Origin of the sequence: Flavobacterium sp. (genome assembly GCF_041392005.1) — a bacterium.
In the GTDB taxonomy this organism is placed as follows: Bacteria; Bacteroidota; Bacteroidia; order Flavobacteriales; family Flavobacteriaceae; genus Flavobacterium.
On the sequence record NZ_JAWKMX010000001.1, the window covers coordinates 88,250 to 103,886 of the forward strand.

The following is a 15,637-nucleotide window of genomic DNA, read 5'->3' on the forward strand; positions in this document are numbered from 1 at the left end:
GAGGGTTTTGAAAAGACTATTATTTAACTCTTCTTTTTAATTTATCTAAACCTTTTAATTGAGGTTTAACAGATCTACCAGAAGCAATGGTTGTTGATGTAGTAGCATCATACATTGTTACAGTTGTTCCGCTAATATTGAAAGAAACAACATAAACTGGAGAATTCAAATTAGGATCAGATCCAAAATCAGAATCCACCGCATTAGCTGCATCTTGAACATAAGAACCATTTAATGTATTACCTTTCATAAAGGTCGTAGTAACTGGAATACTAAAAGCAGGTGCTATGTTTACTGAAGATAAATTCCCATCGTCCCATACATTTTGGAAAATATGAAAATCACCATCACCTAATTCAGATAAAGATAATTGTCCTATTTCTGGACAATCAGCCGTACCAGCGATATAATCTATCAAATTAAAATTAGAATCTGCATAAACAAAGTCATTATCGTAACCTATATCACAAAGCGTATAATCTGAACCACTAAACTGGAAAGTTTGATCCCATTCAAAGATAAATGTTAATAAATCATCCGATTGATTAATAGTAACGACAACCTCTTCTGAACTTGCTGCTACATCTCCATTAAGGTAGCCCATTGAAGACAATCTAAATTTGATAGTTTCAGACGGATCAAACATAAAATCTTCAAAAGCACTTATAGTAAATGTATATGAATTTTGATATTTAGGAAACTCAACTCTGTAAGCATCTTCAGTTCCCGATTCAATTGTTGTATGATCAAGGCTTAATTCATAATCATCAAATTCAGTAGCAGAAGAACCTTCAGCAATTATATCTAACCTAAAAAGCATATCCTCGTTTAAAGGAGTGTTAGTTACTAATGTAATTTCCAAATCTTTCCCTTCATCAACCATGTAAGATGATTGTGAAAATGAAACAACTGGTTTTACATTAGTATTAGTTCTGTAATCAGGCTCAGTTTGCTCGCAAGATGTTAATGCAAATGAAGCTACAACTAATAATGCAAAAGTTTTAAATAAATTATATTTTATATATTTTCTCATAATTATAATTATTAATTTGGATAAATTGTCCAAGTTCTATCTACATACCAAGATACACCTGCAACGTTAACTCCAGTAAATGTAATACTTCCATCAGGATTCACTACACCCTCTGGCATTGGAGTATTTGTACCTGAAATAGGATTAGATGCTTGAAATTGCCAATCTGTAATTACTAAATTACCACAAACATCTGAAAACTCCCACCAATAAACACTAGCAAACGTTGGAAAATAACTAGCTCTGTAAGAACCAGGACCTATTTCAGTTATTGTAATAGGCTGAGGACCTGATGTATAATTAATAACATACTCACCCGCCAAAGCAGATACACAAATTCCTTGTAAAGTTATTTCAATTTTTTCAAATTGTTTACCCACAATAGAATTTGAAGCAGAAGTTATTAAAAGCGTAAGCTTTTTAGGATAATCTGGATCAAAAGTGATTGGGTGAACATTAATTGAAATCGATGAAGTTGTTTCTCCTGCAGGTATAACAACTGTTCCACTACCTCCTGAAGGAAGATCAAATTCGACACCTGCAACTGCAGCGTCAGCATCTGTAGACGATAAAACTTCCCAAGAAACAGTTATATCTTCATTAGGTAATTCTTCATTTGCATAACTAATTAATGTTATTGGCACAACCAACTCGGCGTCTGTAGCATCATTAAGATAATTCTGCGAAACGGATTTACTAGTAAATCCAACAATTGTATCTTGTGGACCGTTAGCGTTTGTAACTTCGTCGTCAGAACAACTTACTAAAGCCATAACCGACAATACTGTTAATAAAATTTTTTTCATAACTATTTAATTTTTAATTTTTCCAAAATGGACCTACTTGAAACAACTGAGCTTGTGGAATAGATGGTACATTTGCAGAATTAGAAACAAACTCTGATAATGGATACTGTAATCTATAAGGTCTATTATTATATAAAGCTGTTGTTGCTAAAGGCAAGTTAGGGAAACCAGTTCTTGTTAAATCAATATAAGCTTCAATAGGATTTATACTATTTGTAGCTAACCATTTTTGAGTCATGATAGATTCAATATGATTGCCAGACCAACCTAGACCATTAACTGAACTAATGTCAGACATATAAGAACCCATAGATACTCCTAAAAAGTTAAAAGAAGCTGCAATCCCTGCATTAAATTCTGTTTGTGGATTAAAAGATGTTAAATAACCTCTTTCAGCAGCTTCTGCTAAAAGAAAATGAACTTCTGAAAGTGACATGATGATACCATCAGAATCAGCAGAAGGCATAGGTAATAAAATTTTTGATAAATCACCTGAAAACTGATTTGCACCTTGATAAGCACCAGATACATTTCCTCCAAAAGTTTCATACAAAGCATCTCTTCTATTATCTACCACACCATTAATTGTACCGTTTAAGAAATCAGCTATATATCCACTAGCTCTCTGTTGGTTATAAAAAGTGGTAAAATTCCCAGCTGCATCAACAAAAACATTTGTGTAAGGATTCATTTGAGTGTCTGTTGAATCATTATACCCTGGATTAATAGTTACAGCAGATGTTAAAAATACACCGTTAGCGTCTAAATCTGCAAACTTTTGAGTTAAATAAGTAACAGACTCTGTATCAGTTAATCCAGATTGACGTAACAATAATTTAACTTTAATAGTGTTTGCAAAAGCTTTCCAGCCATCAACATCTCCGTTAAATACAATATCTTCAGCTCCTAGTGGCGCTTCATTAGCATCTGCACCATCAAACATAGCAATAGCCATATCCAAATTATCATATAATGCTCTATAAATTTCTTTATCATCATCATATTTAGGGAATAGATTATCTTGACCTAAGAATGCTTCAGAATAAGGAGCATCTCCATATAAATCGACTATATACTGCATATAAAAAGATTTCATAATGTAAGCAACAGCCTTATGGTTATCATAATTCTCACTATCGTAATCTATTACACTCTGAAAATTACCTAATTGAACATAAATTCCATCCCATATACCATCATAAAAATTTTGATTAATATCTAAGGTATATTCATTACTTACATCAATACCTGTAACGTTATTTACATCACCATACCAATTTTGCATAAAACGATTACCTAGTATTGTCATAGTTCTAGATTGCACTCTATAAGAACTATTTAGAGCTCCAGGCAATAATAAGTCTGGTCTTATATCTTCCTCATTGATAGCATTTGGATTTTCATTAATATCCAAATAATCATCACAAGAAAACATTGAAAAAGCTAATAATATAGCTAATACATACTTCATATTTTTCATACTTTAATTTTTAAAAAGTTACATTAACAGACATACCATATGTTCTAGAAGGCGGATACAAGCCAATAGAAGATAATCCTTGAGCATTACCAGTAGTAAAGTTAGATTCTGGATCTGAATAAAACTTATTCTCACTTGGTAACCAAATAAATAAATCTCTAGCGTTTAAACCAAACGTTACAGAATTTAAACCTAAATGCTTAACCGCATCAGGGTGTAAAGAATAACTTAATGCTACCTCTCTAACTTTGAAAACTGTTTTATCTAAAATATTGTTCTCAGCATTATTGAATGCGTAATCATTAGAAAAATAGGTTTGATAGCTGTTATAAGAATTACCACCTGTAACAATATTAGTATTTTCTGTATAAACTGGATTTCCATTAGTATCTGTGCCTGATTGGTAAACAGAGTTAGGGAAAATAAAACCTCCCGCACGACCGTTTACTGCAGACTCAATTAAATTACCTGTCCAAGCTAATTGATATTTACCACCAGAATAGAAAACACCACCGTGTCTGTAATCTACAACAGTTGTTAACTTAAATCCTTTATAAGACAAATTATTTGTAAAACCTAAAACAAAATCTGGAGTAGAAGTACCAAAAGTTTTAAACTCTGATGTATATAATGGATTACCTGAATTAGGATCTATTATCACTCTACCTTGATCATCTCTTTGATAACCTATACCTTTTATAGTAGGAAATGCCTCTCCTTTTACAGCAAACACCCCAACCTGGTCGTTTAAAGTACCTAAACTTAATTCATCTGCATCGTCAGCAACCTTATCAACAATGGTTTCATAAGTAGAATAATTTAGTTTAGCCGACCATTCAAAATCACGCCCTTCAGCATCTTTAGCTTCAATAGGTGTAAAACCCAAATCTAAATTATAACCAGTGTTGTGCAACTCCCCTATATTCGTTCTATAATTAGTTAAAGAAGATGCTGATGAAGTTCCAACAACAGTGATTAAATCTTTAGTATCTGTATAATAGTACTGCCCATCAAAAGTTAATCTATCTTTAAAGAAACCTAAACTAATACCAAAATCTTTAGTATAACTAATTTCTGGTTTAATAAATTGATCTGTAGGAGCTGCATTTCTTGAAATTGAAGCTAAATCCCCGATTGGAAAACCTGTTGATGTTACTCCAATTTGATCTGTATTATAAGCACCTACAGCAGAAGAGTTACCTGTTACAGTATAAGAAGCCATTACCTTAGCATAGTTTAAAACATCTGATTTTAAACCACTAAATGCTTTAGTAGGTATAAAAGACACCCCAACACCTGGATAGAAAACACCATCTACAGATCTATCTAAAACAGAAGAATATTGTTGTCTTGCTGCTAAATTCAAAAATAAATAGTCTTTGTAACCAAAATCTAAGTTAGCAAATGCAGAAACTGATCTATCTAAAAAGTAATCATTTTGCATAGCACTTGGTAAATCAGGAGCCAAAACATTATCAAAATTATAGAAAGTATTTTCAATATTTAAATCTTGACCACTAACTTGGTTTATTTTCGAAAACGACTCATTAACATTAAATCCTAAATTAGCTTTGAAGTTTAATGATTCTGTTAAATCGTAATCAAAATTCGTTAAGAAATCGGTATATAAATATCTAAATGACGAATTAGAATCACTAAAACTTGAACGTGTAATTCTATTACTATAGTCATTATAAGTATCATCTTCCGCAGTCCAAGCATTCACATATGTAGTACTTGAAGTAGTTGACAAACGTAGAGAAGAATTTACTACAAAATTAATATTATCATTTAAATCATATTTTAAATTTAAACCTCCAGTAACATAATCATTTACGTTATTGTTTCGAATATTATCTCTTGTCCAATAAGGAGAACGATAATACACATTCCAGTTACTATTATTGTCGTTACCCTCAAATGAACGAACTGGAATATTGGTAGCTGTTTGTAATAATTGTGCATACAAAGCAAATGTTCCACTATTAGGATTAGATGCAGCTCTATGCGTTCTTGCACTAAAATATGAAACGTTACCATCTACAAACAATTTACCAAATTGTTTTCCTGCTCTAAACAAAACATTAGTTCTTTTATATTCATCCCCAGAAACAACAAAATCTCTATCTTGTCTTCCTAAAGTTAAACGAGCATAACCCGATTTAGTATTACCCATGCCAACAGATATAGTATTTTGCTTAATAATACCTGTTTGGAAAAAATCTTTAATATTATCAGAATCTCCAGTATATGGAGCCATTAAAACTTCACCATTAGCTTGAGGCAAACCTACTGGCACTAGCTGACCATCCATTTCAGCACCCCAAGAACCATTTTCAACCGCAATTTGCTCACCATACCAACCTTGACCATATCGCGTTTGACGAAGTGGTAAATAAGCTACTGTTTGCAAATCAATAGACGAAGAAATACTAACTGACAATTTATCCTCTTTATTCCCCATTTTAGTTGTAACAACAATTACACCATTGGCTCCGTCTTGACCATAAAGAACCGCCCCTTGTTGACCTTTAATTACGTTAACAGACTCAATAACTTCTGGCGGCAAACTCTGAAATACAGTAGCAGAAGAAACCACATTATCAATAACAATTAACGCTTCTTGATTACCTGTTAAAGACTTAGGCCCATTAATTACAATTCTAGGCGAAGAATTAACAGAGTTACTAGTAGTCGAGATTTGCAAACCCGAAACCTTACCTGTTAAAGCCTGAACAGCATTAGGAGCAGCTGCTTGAGTTAATTCTTCTGTTTTTACAACATCGTAAGAACCAACAATTTCATCTTCTTTACGCTTAATACCCAAAGCAGTAGTAATAACTAAATCATCTAACAAAACACCTTCTGTAAGGGTAACGTTATATTGATTAGCTGCACCAACAGTAACCTCTTGATTCGTCATACCAACAAAAGAGATTTCTAAAACATCTCCTTGCTTAGCCTGAATAGAATAATTACCGTTAAAATCTGTTGTAGTACCCGTTGTTGTTCCTTTAATAACAACGTTTGCACCTACAACTGGTCCCAATTCATCTGAAACCGTACCTGTAACAGTTTTCTGTTGCGCAAATGAAAACTGTACCGTAAACGCTACTAAAAGCGTAAAAATCCATTTAAACTTTGATCTCATATTAAATTTATTTGAGTTAGTTATTAGGCAAACTTCTTAATAATTTCTTAAATAACCAAATAATCCTTAGGAATATTATCAATTAGTTTGTGTTAAAATTTTAATACTAATGCCTTTCTCCACTAAACCACTCTGTAATTTAGATGCAAAAAAACAAAAAGGGTTGCGTTAAATTTTATACTTTTGTTATTATTATTTTATGTTAAAGAAAAGTTATAGTAATTATTTATTAGAATGCGGTACCGACGAAGCTGGTCGTGGTTGCCTTGCGGGTCCTGTTACAGCAGCAGCAGTAATACTACCTATAGATTATACAAATGACATTTTAAATGATTCTAAAAAATTAAGCGAAAAAAAAAGATTTTCATTACGTTCGGAAATTGAAAGCAAAGCCGTACAATTTTCAATTACTCATATATATAATGTAGAAATTGATGAAATTAACATTTTAAATGCTTCTATGAAAGCTATGCAAGAATGTATTTTGAAGTTTACCACGAAACCAGAATTTATTATTGTAGATGGCAACAGACTTATTTTTAGAAAGCTTGGAATTAAAAACACTGTAGGAAAAATTTTAACAACAGAAGAAATTCAGTATTTAAAAGTTATTCCTAATAAAAGTATTGTTAAAGGAGATGCAAAATATTTAAGTATAGCTGCAGCTTCTGTTTTAGCAAAAACCTATCGCGATGAATTTATGAATCGTATTCATAACGAATATCCTATGTACAATTGGAAACAAAACAAAGGTTACCCAACAAAAGAACACCGAGAGGCTATAGCAAAATATGGCATTAGCCCTTATCATAGAAAAAGTTTCCGATTATTACCCGAACAGTTAGAACTTGATTTTAATTTGTTGTAGCATTAAAATTTTACATTTACTTTTTGTGCAATTAACTCATCGTTATGTTTGTATTCAAAATACCAACCATCGTTCTTTTTAGTAAATACACCTTGTAAATTGCCTTTTGTTGCAGTAAATACATTTTCATTGTTGGTATTTCCTAAAATATAAATCACATTCGGAACGGTATCTACTAGCTTGTAACCCGTTTCGGTGGGTAACGCAAATAATTTTTCTGTAGGAATTGTTTGTTCATTTATTTCAACAGCTGAGACTGCCTCTTCTACTGCTCTTCTGGCTTCTTCAACGGCATCGTTTACTGCTTTCTCAATTTCAACTTGTTCTACCTTATCTATATTGCTAACTTTATTTCCTTCGGAAACTGGAACTTTAAAATTCAATTGTCCTTTTAGCGAAGTAAGCGCTGTACGAAAAACTTCGTTATATGCCACCTGATACGATTTTTCTCTACTGCTTCCTTTAAAACTTTCGATTAAGATTTTATTTTGACAATCTTTAATTACAATTACAACATTAGTTGTGAATAATTTATTACTTTCTACCGCATCGACCAACATTGCTTTGCAACGATTGTTCGCTAAATCAATTGGTAACGCATCAGTATCGTAAAAAACGGTGTAACCTTCGGTTTCAAAAAACGATTTGGTAAGCGCATTGAGTCCGTATTGATTTTTACTTTTTAAAAATTCGAATTTTTCTGGCACAATAACATATTTATAGTTTTCTTGCGAAAAACCACTAAGTGAAAAAAGTAGTACGAATATGCTTATATATTTTTTCATTATAAATAATTTTTTAATTGTAATAAATGGTTAATTTGCGTTACCGAGTTATCGGAAGCTTTTTCGTCAGGATTAAAATAAATGGCTTCCATTCCAAAATCGATTGCGCCTAAAATATCGGCTTCCCAACTATCGCCAATCATGATGCTTTCTTCTTTTTGTGCTGCGGCATTGGTTAACGCATAATCAAAAATGGTAGGATGCGGTTTTTTTTCGCCTGCCATTTCAGAATTGGTTATGGTTTTAAAATAATGTTCAATATTCGAATTTTTTAATTTTTTATCTTGAACAAAATGAAATCCGTTTGTAATTATATGTAAATTATAGTTAGGTTGAAGATAATCTAAAATTTCTATTGTGCCATCAAATAAATGGTTACTATTAGGCAAATGTAAAATATATTGTTCTGCTAATTGTAAAATTGTTTCCTTAGAAACCGCAACTTGCAAAGTATCAAAAACATCTTTTAAACGATAATAGCGTAAATCGTCGTGCGATACTTTATTTCCTTGATATAGTTTCCAATAATATTGATTTCGAGGAATGTAATGTTCTAAAAAATCATCGGTTGAAAACGGAAACACATGCGATTTAAAAATAGTATCAAATGCAGCTTGCGAATTTTTATCGAAATCCCATAAAGTATGATCTAAATCAAAAAAAATATGTTTTTTATTTTGGAACAAGCGTTTTACAATTTAAGCATTCGTAACTGAAAATTCGCAATTGATACTTTCTATTAACTATTTTCCAGCAGTAATTACAGCGTTCTCAACATGATAAATCCAATCTTCCACATCGCTATCGTTATAACGAAATGTTCCTTTTAAAGTTACATATTGATCGGTTTTAAGTTTAGGCAAATCACCTTTAAATTTTATACCCATAATAGTTTCGGGTCCCGATTTTCCGCAGAAAAAACAAGATGCAAAAACATTTTTACTGATAGCATAATTTTTATTGTCAATAGGAATAATAAATCCTTTTATCACTACGGGTTTTCCTTGCAATGCCTTTAGTTTTAAATTTACTACAGGAAACATAACCTCGCCATAGGTTTTATCTTTCTTTTTTACATAATCAATTTTACCTAACAAATTCCAAGTTAATGTATCGGCAAACGTAGTGGGCAATTCAATTTCATATTGACTTTTTTCTGTTGTATTATGAGTAGTAAAACCAAATATCACTAAGGCAATTACAAATACTGAAAGTAAACTTATTATTTTACGCATTGGCTAATGTTTTTGATATATTTAATGTATAAGCTTTAATTGCTGGTAGTAATGCAGCTATAATTCCTACTAATAATGTTACTACAAACAACCATCCTTCTTTATTCCAAATAAATTCATACGGATTGAAACTCAATTTAAAATCGGCTTCTGATGATTTTGAAATTAACAACAAAGCTACTCTTCCCAAAATCGTACCAAAAATAAAACCTATACTGCATAAAAGCAAACTTTCCATGAGTACAAGCCACAATAATTGTCGTCTTTTGGCTCCGTTAACACGTAAAAGTGCAAATTCATTTTTTCTTTCTTTTAAGGTATTAAAAAGCGCTATAAAAATAGAAATACCCGAAATAAGCATAATACCATAGGCTAAGTAGCGAAGTGCTTCAATACCGACACCAAACAAAGTAAATAATCGATTGATTTCGATTGCTGGCGATGCAGCTTGCATTTTAGTGTTTTGAGGAATAATACGTTGCCATGTTAATTTTGCCATTGGGTTTCGCATTTGTAATAAAACCGAAGTGATTTCCATACTCGGTTCATCAATAGTTAAATCCGCGGCATTGTGATGCTCGTGCTCGTCACCTACTTCATGAATGTGACCTTCTTCTCCATGTTCTGGGTTTTCATGCCCTTGATGGTGCATTTGCCAAACGCTTGGTATGTTACATAAAATTAAATTGTCAACTACTTTACCAGTTGGTTTTGTAATTCCAACAACTTTATAGGCATAATGATCATGCACTTCACCTTCTTCGGCATCACCGTGTGAACCGAAAAACTCATCTCCTAATTGCAAATTTAATTTTTGAGCAATTTCACTACCCACGACCACTTCAAAATTATGAGCAAATTGTTTCCCTTTGGATAGTTTTATATCGAAATGATTAAAATAATCTGTTGTAGTTCCTAATATTTTAAATCCTTTGTAATTATCGCCAAAAGCTAATGGAATGGCTTTGCCTACCATAGGATTTTGCATCCAAACTTTAGCACTATCAAAACTAATATTTCCTGTGGGCGCATCAACTTGATAAATTGATGATAAAATTAGTTGTAACGGACTTCCTTGAGCACCCATTACTAAATCGATACCATCTAAATTTTTAGTAAATTTTTCTTCAAATTGCTTTTCGAGTAAAATTAATACGGTAATAATGGCGACACTCGATGTTAATAAAATAATACTCAATAAAGTATTCAACGGTTTAAACCAAAGGTTTCGCCAGGCTAATTTTGTTATCATATTAAACCATTGTTATTTTATTGGTAAACTTTTCTTTTATTCTGGCATCGTGTGTAACAATAACTAATGCCGCCTTGTATTCTTTTGATAAATCGGTGAGTAATTGAATAACTTTTTCAGCATTTTTATCATCTAAACTAGACGTAGGCTCGTCTGCCAATAATACTTTGGGCTCGTTCATTAATGCACGTGCAATAGAAACGCGTTGTTGTTGTCCGATGCTCAACTGACTTGGTAATTTACTTGATTGATTAGCAATATCTAACCTTTCTAACAAAAGATTGGCTCTTTTTGTATGCTTTTTCCCTGTTGCCAGCCAACTTGCCATTTCTAAATTTTCTAATACGGTAAGAGCACTTACAAAATGTGATTTTTGTAACACTAATCCAATGTGCTTTCCTCTAAATTTATCTGTTTTAGATTCGGGAAGTGACGCAAAATCTTTTTTATCAATTTCAATTGTTCCTGTTTTAGGCTTCAACAATCCTGCTAATAAATGCAAATAGGTTGTTTTACCTTTACCTGAATCGCCAGTAATCAAAATGGTACTTCCAGCTTCACAATACAAATCGGGCATGTGAAAAAGTTGGTCGTTATCGTAGGTAAAAGTTACACTGCTTGTGCTAATCATTACAATTTCTAATTATGAATTACGAATCCTTTTAAATCTAAAATCATTTATTATTAATGGCTGCAAGATACAGAAATCAACTTAGAATTTTTCTTAATAATTTCTAAAAAATTCCTTCATCTACAAAACTATAGTAGCTTTTTTCGGTAATGATAACATGATCTAAAACCTGAATATCAAGACTTTTTCCTGCCTCTTTAATTTTTTTGGTAATTTGAATATCGGCATCACTGGCCTGCAATTTCCCCGATGGATGATTGTGTGTTAAAATGATTGCAACCGCATTGTGTTCAAGTGCAAGTTTAAAAACAATCCGAGTATCTACAACTGTACCTGTAATTCCGCCTTTGCTTATTTGGTTTTTATAGATTACTTTATTAGAATTATTGAGCAATAAAACCCAAAATTCTTCGTGGGGCAATTCGCCAATTATGGGTTGCATAATATCGAAAACAGCTTTACTTGACGATATTTTTTTAAGTTCGATTACTTCTTCTTCTCGTCGTCGTCTTCCTAATTCTAAAGCGGCAGCTATGGAAATAGCTTTTGCCTCACCTATTCCTTTGAAATTCATGAGTTGTTGGATTGATAATTTACCGAGAAGATTGAGATTGTTTTGGGTGCTTGCCAATATGCGTTGACATAATTGCACAGCACTCTCGTTACGAGAACCTGAACCAATAAGAATTGCAAGAAGTTCGGAATCTGATAAGGAAGATTTTCCTTTAAGTAAGAATTTTTCACGCGGGCGATCGTCTTCGGCCCACTGATTAATTGGCGTATACATAAAATTTTTATTTGGCGTTTATAAGAACAAAAATAGAAATTTTTGTTGATTTGATGATCTGTTGATTTAATTTTTTTGTCACTCTGTATAAGTCTAAAAAAGATTCCTACGGAATGACAAGTTTTTAAAACAAGAAAAACTTTTGCACAATTTTGTCACTCCGTAGGAGTCTAAATTCTCATTAGTGTGTTTTAGATTCTTACAGAAATCGAAGATTCGACATAGTCAATGACAAAACACACTAAAAAAACAATTTATTCTTTTGGTTCTGAAAATTTAAATCTTTCATTTAAAAATTCCATTTCAGGGTTAAATGCTAAAATCAAATCTAATTTCTTTTGACGTGTTAAGTTTTTAATTTCTTTTTCTCTTTCAATGGCTAATTGAATCCAAGAAAATTTTTCAAAATAGATTAAATAATGAACATTATATTTTGCAGTAAAAGATTTTGGATTAATCTTCTCTTTATGTTCATAAAGTCTTTTTGGCAAATGATTTGTAACACCAGTATACAAAACTGTTTTATTCACATTGGTTAAAATGTAAACATAAAAAGTGTAAATACCTTCATTGTATTCAATCATAATTCTACCTTGTTTATTTTTAGATTCTTACAGAATGACAAAAATAAACAAACTGGTTTTTATAAATCATACTAAAACTATTCAAATATCGTTTTTAATAATAAAACATTTCAATGAAAATATTCAGTTTTATATTTTTAGCTGTATTTCTTCTAAATTGTAAAAAAGAAAACAAGGTGTTTGTTATCCAAAAAGCAACGACACACGAATCTGAAAATATTATTTTAATAGAAAGTCCAACTAATTTCTACCAAAAACTGTCAAACGCAGCAATTTCTATAATTGATCCTGATGTTGTTTATACGCCAAGTTATGTTTCTATTAAATATCCTGGTGGAGATGTTCCTGCAAAAACGGGTGTTTGTAGTGATGTGGTCATTAGAGCCTATCGAAAACTGGGAATTGATTTACAAAAAGAAGTTCATGAAGACATGAAATTAAATTTTTCTAAATATCCAAAAACTTGGGGTATGAAAACTACAGACACCAATATTGACCATAGACGCGTTCCAAATTTGGAAACGTTTTTTGAACGAAAAGGGAAACGTTTACCGATTACTCAAAATGGCAATGATTATCAAGTTGGTGATATTGTTTCGTGGCGATTAAATGGAAATAGCATTCCGCATATTGGAATTGTTACGCATTTAAAATCTGATGATGGGAAACGAAATAAAATTGTTCACAACATAGGAAGCGGACAAGTTTTAGAAGATTGCCTTTTTAATTGGAAAATTGTGGGGCATTATCGATATGGAAATTAGATAATGAGGAAATTAGCGAATTTGAAAATTAACTCACTAAATTTTCTCATTTTCAAATTGGCTAATTGGCTAATTAATTAATTGTTTCACTTCATCAAAATTCAATCCGCCGTAATTACCAGAACTCATTAGTAATAATGCTGAATTATCTAAATTTTGGTTGAAAAGAAAGTCTTTGAATTCGGTTGGGTTGGTGTAAATAATTAAATCGTTTCGTTCAAAAGAATTCGCAATTTGTTCGTAGGTTACTTCTTCCAATTGTTTGATTTTAACCGCATCGGGCGAATAAAAAACTACAGCAACATCGGCAGCATCTAGAGCTCCTTGATATTGTTTCAAAAATTCCGCATTTAAACTACTATAAGTATGCAACTCTAAACAAGCTACCAATTTCCTATCTGGATATTGATTTTTTACCGCTTTGGTTGTCGCCGATACTTTACTTGGCGAATGTGCAAAATCTTTATAAGCTACTTTATTTACACTTTCTGCAATTTTTTCCAAACGTTTGCTGGCGCCTTTAAATGTAGCAATAGCTTCATAAAATTCGGCTTCATCAACACCCATACATTGACAAATCCATTTGGCTCCCGCTAAATTATTCAAATTGTGCGCTCCAAAAACCTCAATTGGCATGGCGCCATCGGGTGTTTCTAATAGTGTAGTTCCATTTTCAACTGAATATTCCGGAGTTTGATAGGCAATTTTACGAATTTGATTTTCACAAGCTTCCGCTACTTGTTTTACCGTTGCATCTTCTTCATTGTACACCAAAATTCCGCCTTTGGTAATTAAATTGGTAAAAATTCTAAATTGATCTACATAATTATCGAAAGTTGGAAAAACATTAATATGATCCCACGCAATACCCGAAAGCAAGGCAATATTAGGTTGATACAAATGGAATTTCGGACGCAAATCGATGGGTGATGTTAAATACTCGTCACCTTCTAAAACGATAAATTCATTTTCTTCAGTTAAATGCACCATCGTATCAAAACCTTCTAGTTGTGCCCCTACCATATAATCTACTGCAATATTATGATAATTCATTACATGAAGAATCATTGATGTAATGGTTGTTTTACCATGTGAACCACCTATTACAACACGAGTTTTATCTTTTGATTGTTCGTATAAAAACTCTGGATACGAATAAATTTTAACCCCTAATTCTTGTGCGCGAAGCAATTCAGGATTATCCTTTTTAGCGTGCATTCCTAATATAATTGCATCTAAATTGGTTGTGATTTTATCTGGAAACCAACCTAATTCGTTAGGTAATAATCCTTTTTTATCTAATCGTGATTTTGAAGGTTCAAATATGGCATCATCGCTGCCCGTTACTTGATATCCTTTTTCGTGAAGTGCTAAAGCTAAATTATGCATGGCTGCTCCGCCAATGGCTATGAAGTGTACTCTCATTTTTAATTAGAAATTAGGAATTAGGAATTAGAAATTTTTCAACTCAAAATTTATAACTCATAACTCAAAATTATTTTTTAATTGTTGGGCTTTCTCTTTGTTTTTTAATTTGTTCAAATATAAATCATATAATTTTTCGAAGGTAGTTTTAGAGTTACCTGTTTTGTGCGCCATTATATAATTTTTTTCGGCACTTTGATACCGTTTAAAATAAACATCGATATAGCCTTTTGCTAAATAGCCGTCAACTTTAGATAACGTCATTAACTCATCGGCATATCTTTGTGCTTTTTTTTCGCTACCGCCTATTATTGCTGGTAATTCGATATATAACATTACCAATGCCCATCGGGTTTCAATATGCTTTTTATCGAGAGAAGCGGCTTTTAGAAAAGCATTTTCCACATCGTCAATTAAAGAAAGAGCTTTGAATTTATTACTTTCTTTAGCTTTCATGCCCAATGCGCCACCATATTTGTACCAATAATTAGCGTTTTTAGGAAAACTTTCTTTTAAAATTTGATAATTTTCTATAGCGTTATCCCAATCTTTTTGCTGTCCGTAAGCATCGCCAATAAACTCAATTGACTCATTCTTTTTATAGTTTTCTGCAAGTGATTTTTTAAAATAAACTATTGATTTTTCCCAATTTCTTGTGTTAAAATATTGTTTTCCCAATTCATAATTTGATTGTGAAAAGCCATAAAACGATAGTAAAAGAAAAATATAATATATTTGTTTCATCTGCTTCAAAGGTAGAAAAATGTAATCATTTGATAAAAAAAATTGTTCAAATCCAACCTTTTTTATAAAAAGTTGCTCTTTACTGTTAAACA

Annotated in this window: 15 protein-coding genes; 2 read left to right on the plus strand and 13 right to left on the minus strand. The window is 31.9% G+C overall.

Going from position 1 to position 15,637, the window contains the following annotated elements; translation table 11 throughout:
• Positions 1–19: 19 nt before the first annotated feature.
• From R2808_RS00455 to R2808_RS00470, 4 genes are read right to left on the minus strand one after another with little or no spacing between them, the layout of a single operon-like run.
• The gene (locus R2808_RS00455) at positions 20–1,033 is read right to left on the minus strand and encodes a hypothetical protein (protein WP_371268956.1); all 1,014 of its coding nucleotides are present in this window, start codon (positions 1,031–1,033) and stop codon (positions 20–22) included.
• 11 nt (positions 1,034–1,044) lie between these two features.
• Positions 1,045–1,839 carry a hypothetical protein gene (locus tag R2808_RS00460; RefSeq protein WP_371268957.1) on the minus strand — a complete coding sequence of 265 codons (795 nt, stop codon included), beginning with the start codon at positions 1,837–1,839 and terminating at the stop codon, positions 1,045–1,047.
• 13 nt (positions 1,840–1,852) lie between these two features.
• The gene (locus tag R2808_RS00465; RefSeq protein ID WP_371268958.1) at positions 1,853–3,319 is read right to left on the minus strand and encodes a SusD/RagB family nutrient-binding outer membrane lipoprotein; all 1,467 of its coding nucleotides are present in this window, start codon (positions 3,317–3,319) and stop codon (positions 1,853–1,855) included.
• Positions 3,320–3,329: 10 nt separating this feature from the next.
• Complete coding sequence (locus R2808_RS00470; RefSeq protein ID WP_371268959.1) at positions 3,330–6,470, minus strand: SusC/RagA family TonB-linked outer membrane protein; 3,141 nt, start codon at positions 6,468–6,470, stop codon at positions 3,330–3,332.
• Between the two features lie 199 nt (positions 6,471–6,669).
• Between R2808_RS00470 and R2808_RS00475 the strand changes: the two genes are divergently transcribed.
• Positions 6,670–7,338: a ribonuclease HII gene (locus R2808_RS00475; protein WP_371268960.1), complete on the plus strand. Its 669-nt coding sequence runs from the start codon at positions 6,670–6,672 to the stop codon at positions 7,336–7,338.
• A gap of 2 nt (positions 7,339–7,340) precedes the next feature.
• On the opposite strand, the gene R2808_RS00480 is transcribed toward R2808_RS00475, so the two are convergent.
• The 7 genes from R2808_RS00480 to R2808_RS00510 form a co-directional block, all read right to left on the minus strand.
• Complete coding sequence (locus R2808_RS00480; protein WP_371268961.1) at positions 7,341–8,123, minus strand: hypothetical protein; 783 nt, start codon at positions 8,121–8,123, stop codon at positions 7,341–7,343.
• Positions 8,123–8,809, minus strand: a complete 687-nt coding sequence (locus R2808_RS00485) for a YjjG family noncanonical pyrimidine nucleotidase (protein WP_371268962.1) — start codon at positions 8,807–8,809, stop codon at positions 8,123–8,125. Before R2808_RS00485 ends, R2808_RS00480 begins: the two co-directional genes overlap by 1 nt.
• Before the next feature lie 57 nt (positions 8,810–8,866).
• On the minus strand, positions 8,867–9,358 hold the full coding sequence (locus R2808_RS00490; RefSeq protein WP_371268963.1) for a hypothetical protein: 492 nt from the start codon (positions 9,356–9,358) through the stop codon (positions 8,867–8,869).
• Positions 9,351–10,610 (minus strand): ABC transporter permease, encoded by a 1,260-nt coding sequence (locus tag R2808_RS00495; protein ID WP_371268964.1) that lies wholly within the window; start codon positions 10,608–10,610, stop codon positions 9,351–9,353. The genes R2808_RS00490 and R2808_RS00495 overlap by 8 nt, the downstream gene beginning before the upstream one ends.
• 1 nt (position 10,611) lies before the next feature.
• Positions 10,612–11,241, minus strand: a complete 630-nt coding sequence (locus R2808_RS00500; RefSeq protein WP_371268965.1) for an ABC transporter ATP-binding protein — start codon at positions 11,239–11,241, stop codon at positions 10,612–10,614.
• A gap of 103 nt (positions 11,242–11,344) precedes the next feature.
• Positions 11,345–12,028 (minus strand): DNA repair protein RadC, encoded by a 684-nt coding sequence (gene radC, locus R2808_RS00505; RefSeq protein WP_371268966.1) that lies wholly within the window; start codon positions 12,026–12,028, stop codon positions 11,345–11,347.
• Positions 12,029–12,282: 254 nt separating this feature from the next.
• Positions 12,283–12,612, minus strand: coding sequence for a GIY-YIG nuclease family protein (locus tag R2808_RS00510; protein WP_371268967.1), 330 nt, complete (start codon positions 12,610–12,612; stop codon positions 12,283–12,285).
• Positions 12,613–12,725: 113 nt separating this feature from the next.
• Here R2808_RS00510 and R2808_RS00515 point away from each other — a divergent pair, with 113 nt between their 5' ends.
• Positions 12,726–13,376 (plus strand): DUF1287 domain-containing protein, encoded by a 651-nt coding sequence (locus R2808_RS00515; protein WP_371268968.1) that lies wholly within the window; start codon positions 12,726–12,728, stop codon positions 13,374–13,376.
• A 69-nt stretch (positions 13,377–13,445) separates the two neighbouring features.
• On the opposite strand, the gene murC is transcribed toward R2808_RS00515, so the two are convergent.
• Together murC and R2808_RS00525 are read right to left on the minus strand one after the other, a co-directional pair.
• A complete protein-coding gene (gene murC, locus R2808_RS00520) occupies positions 13,446–14,801 on the minus strand; it encodes a UDP-N-acetylmuramate--L-alanine ligase (protein WP_371268970.1) in 1,356 nt (451 codons plus the stop codon).
• 57 nt (positions 14,802–14,858) lie between these two features.
• A complete protein-coding gene (locus R2808_RS00525) occupies positions 14,859–15,545 on the minus strand; it encodes a tetratricopeptide repeat protein (protein WP_371268971.1) in 687 nt (228 codons plus the stop codon).
• Positions 15,546–15,637: the final 92 nt, after the last annotated feature.

Excerpts from the sequence above, each read along its gene's own strand:
- R2808_RS00460 (WP_371268957.1), bottom strand. The coding sequence starts at position 1,839 with ATGAAAAAAATTTTATTAACAGTATTGTCGGTTATGGCTTTAGTAAGT.
- R2808_RS00510 (WP_371268967.1), bottom strand. The coding sequence starts at position 12,612 with ATGATTGAATACAATGAAGGTATTTACACTTTTTATGTTTACATTTTA.
- R2808_RS00470 (WP_371268959.1), bottom strand. The coding sequence starts at position 6,470 with ATGAGATCAAAGTTTAAATGGATTTTTACGCTTTTAGTAGCGTTTACG.
- R2808_RS00495 (WP_371268964.1), bottom strand. The coding sequence starts at position 10,610 with ATGATAACAAAATTAGCCTGGCGAAACCTTTGGTTTAAACCGTTGAAT.
- R2808_RS00525 (WP_371268971.1), bottom strand. The coding sequence starts at position 15,545 with ATGAAACAAATATATTATATTTTTCTTTTACTATCGTTTTATGGCTTT.
- R2808_RS00455 (WP_371268956.1), bottom strand. The coding sequence starts at position 1,033 with ATGAGAAAATATATAAAATATAATTTATTTAAAACTTTTGCATTATTA.
- R2808_RS00480 (WP_371268961.1), bottom strand. The coding sequence starts at position 8,123 with ATGAAAAAATATATAAGCATATTCGTACTACTTTTTTCACTTAGTGGT.
- R2808_RS00490 (WP_371268963.1), bottom strand. The coding sequence starts at position 9,358 with ATGCGTAAAATAATAAGTTTACTTTCAGTATTTGTAATTGCCTTAGTG.
- R2808_RS00500 (WP_371268965.1), bottom strand. The coding sequence starts at position 11,241 with ATGATTAGCACAAGCAGTGTAACTTTTACCTACGATAACGACCAACTT.
- murC (WP_371268970.1), bottom strand. The coding sequence starts at position 14,801 with ATGAGAGTACACTTCATAGCCATTGGCGGAGCAGCCATGCATAATTTA.
- R2808_RS00465 (WP_371268958.1), bottom strand. The coding sequence starts at position 3,319 with ATGAAAAATATGAAGTATGTATTAGCTATATTATTAGCTTTTTCAATG.
- radC (WP_371268966.1), bottom strand. The coding sequence starts at position 12,028 with ATGTATACGCCAATTAATCAGTGGGCCGAAGACGATCGCCCGCGTGAA.
- R2808_RS00475 (WP_371268960.1), top strand. The coding sequence starts at position 6,670 with ATGTTAAAGAAAAGTTATAGTAATTATTTATTAGAATGCGGTACCGAC.
- R2808_RS00515 (WP_371268968.1), top strand. The coding sequence starts at position 12,726 with ATGAAAATATTCAGTTTTATATTTTTAGCTGTATTTCTTCTAAATTGT.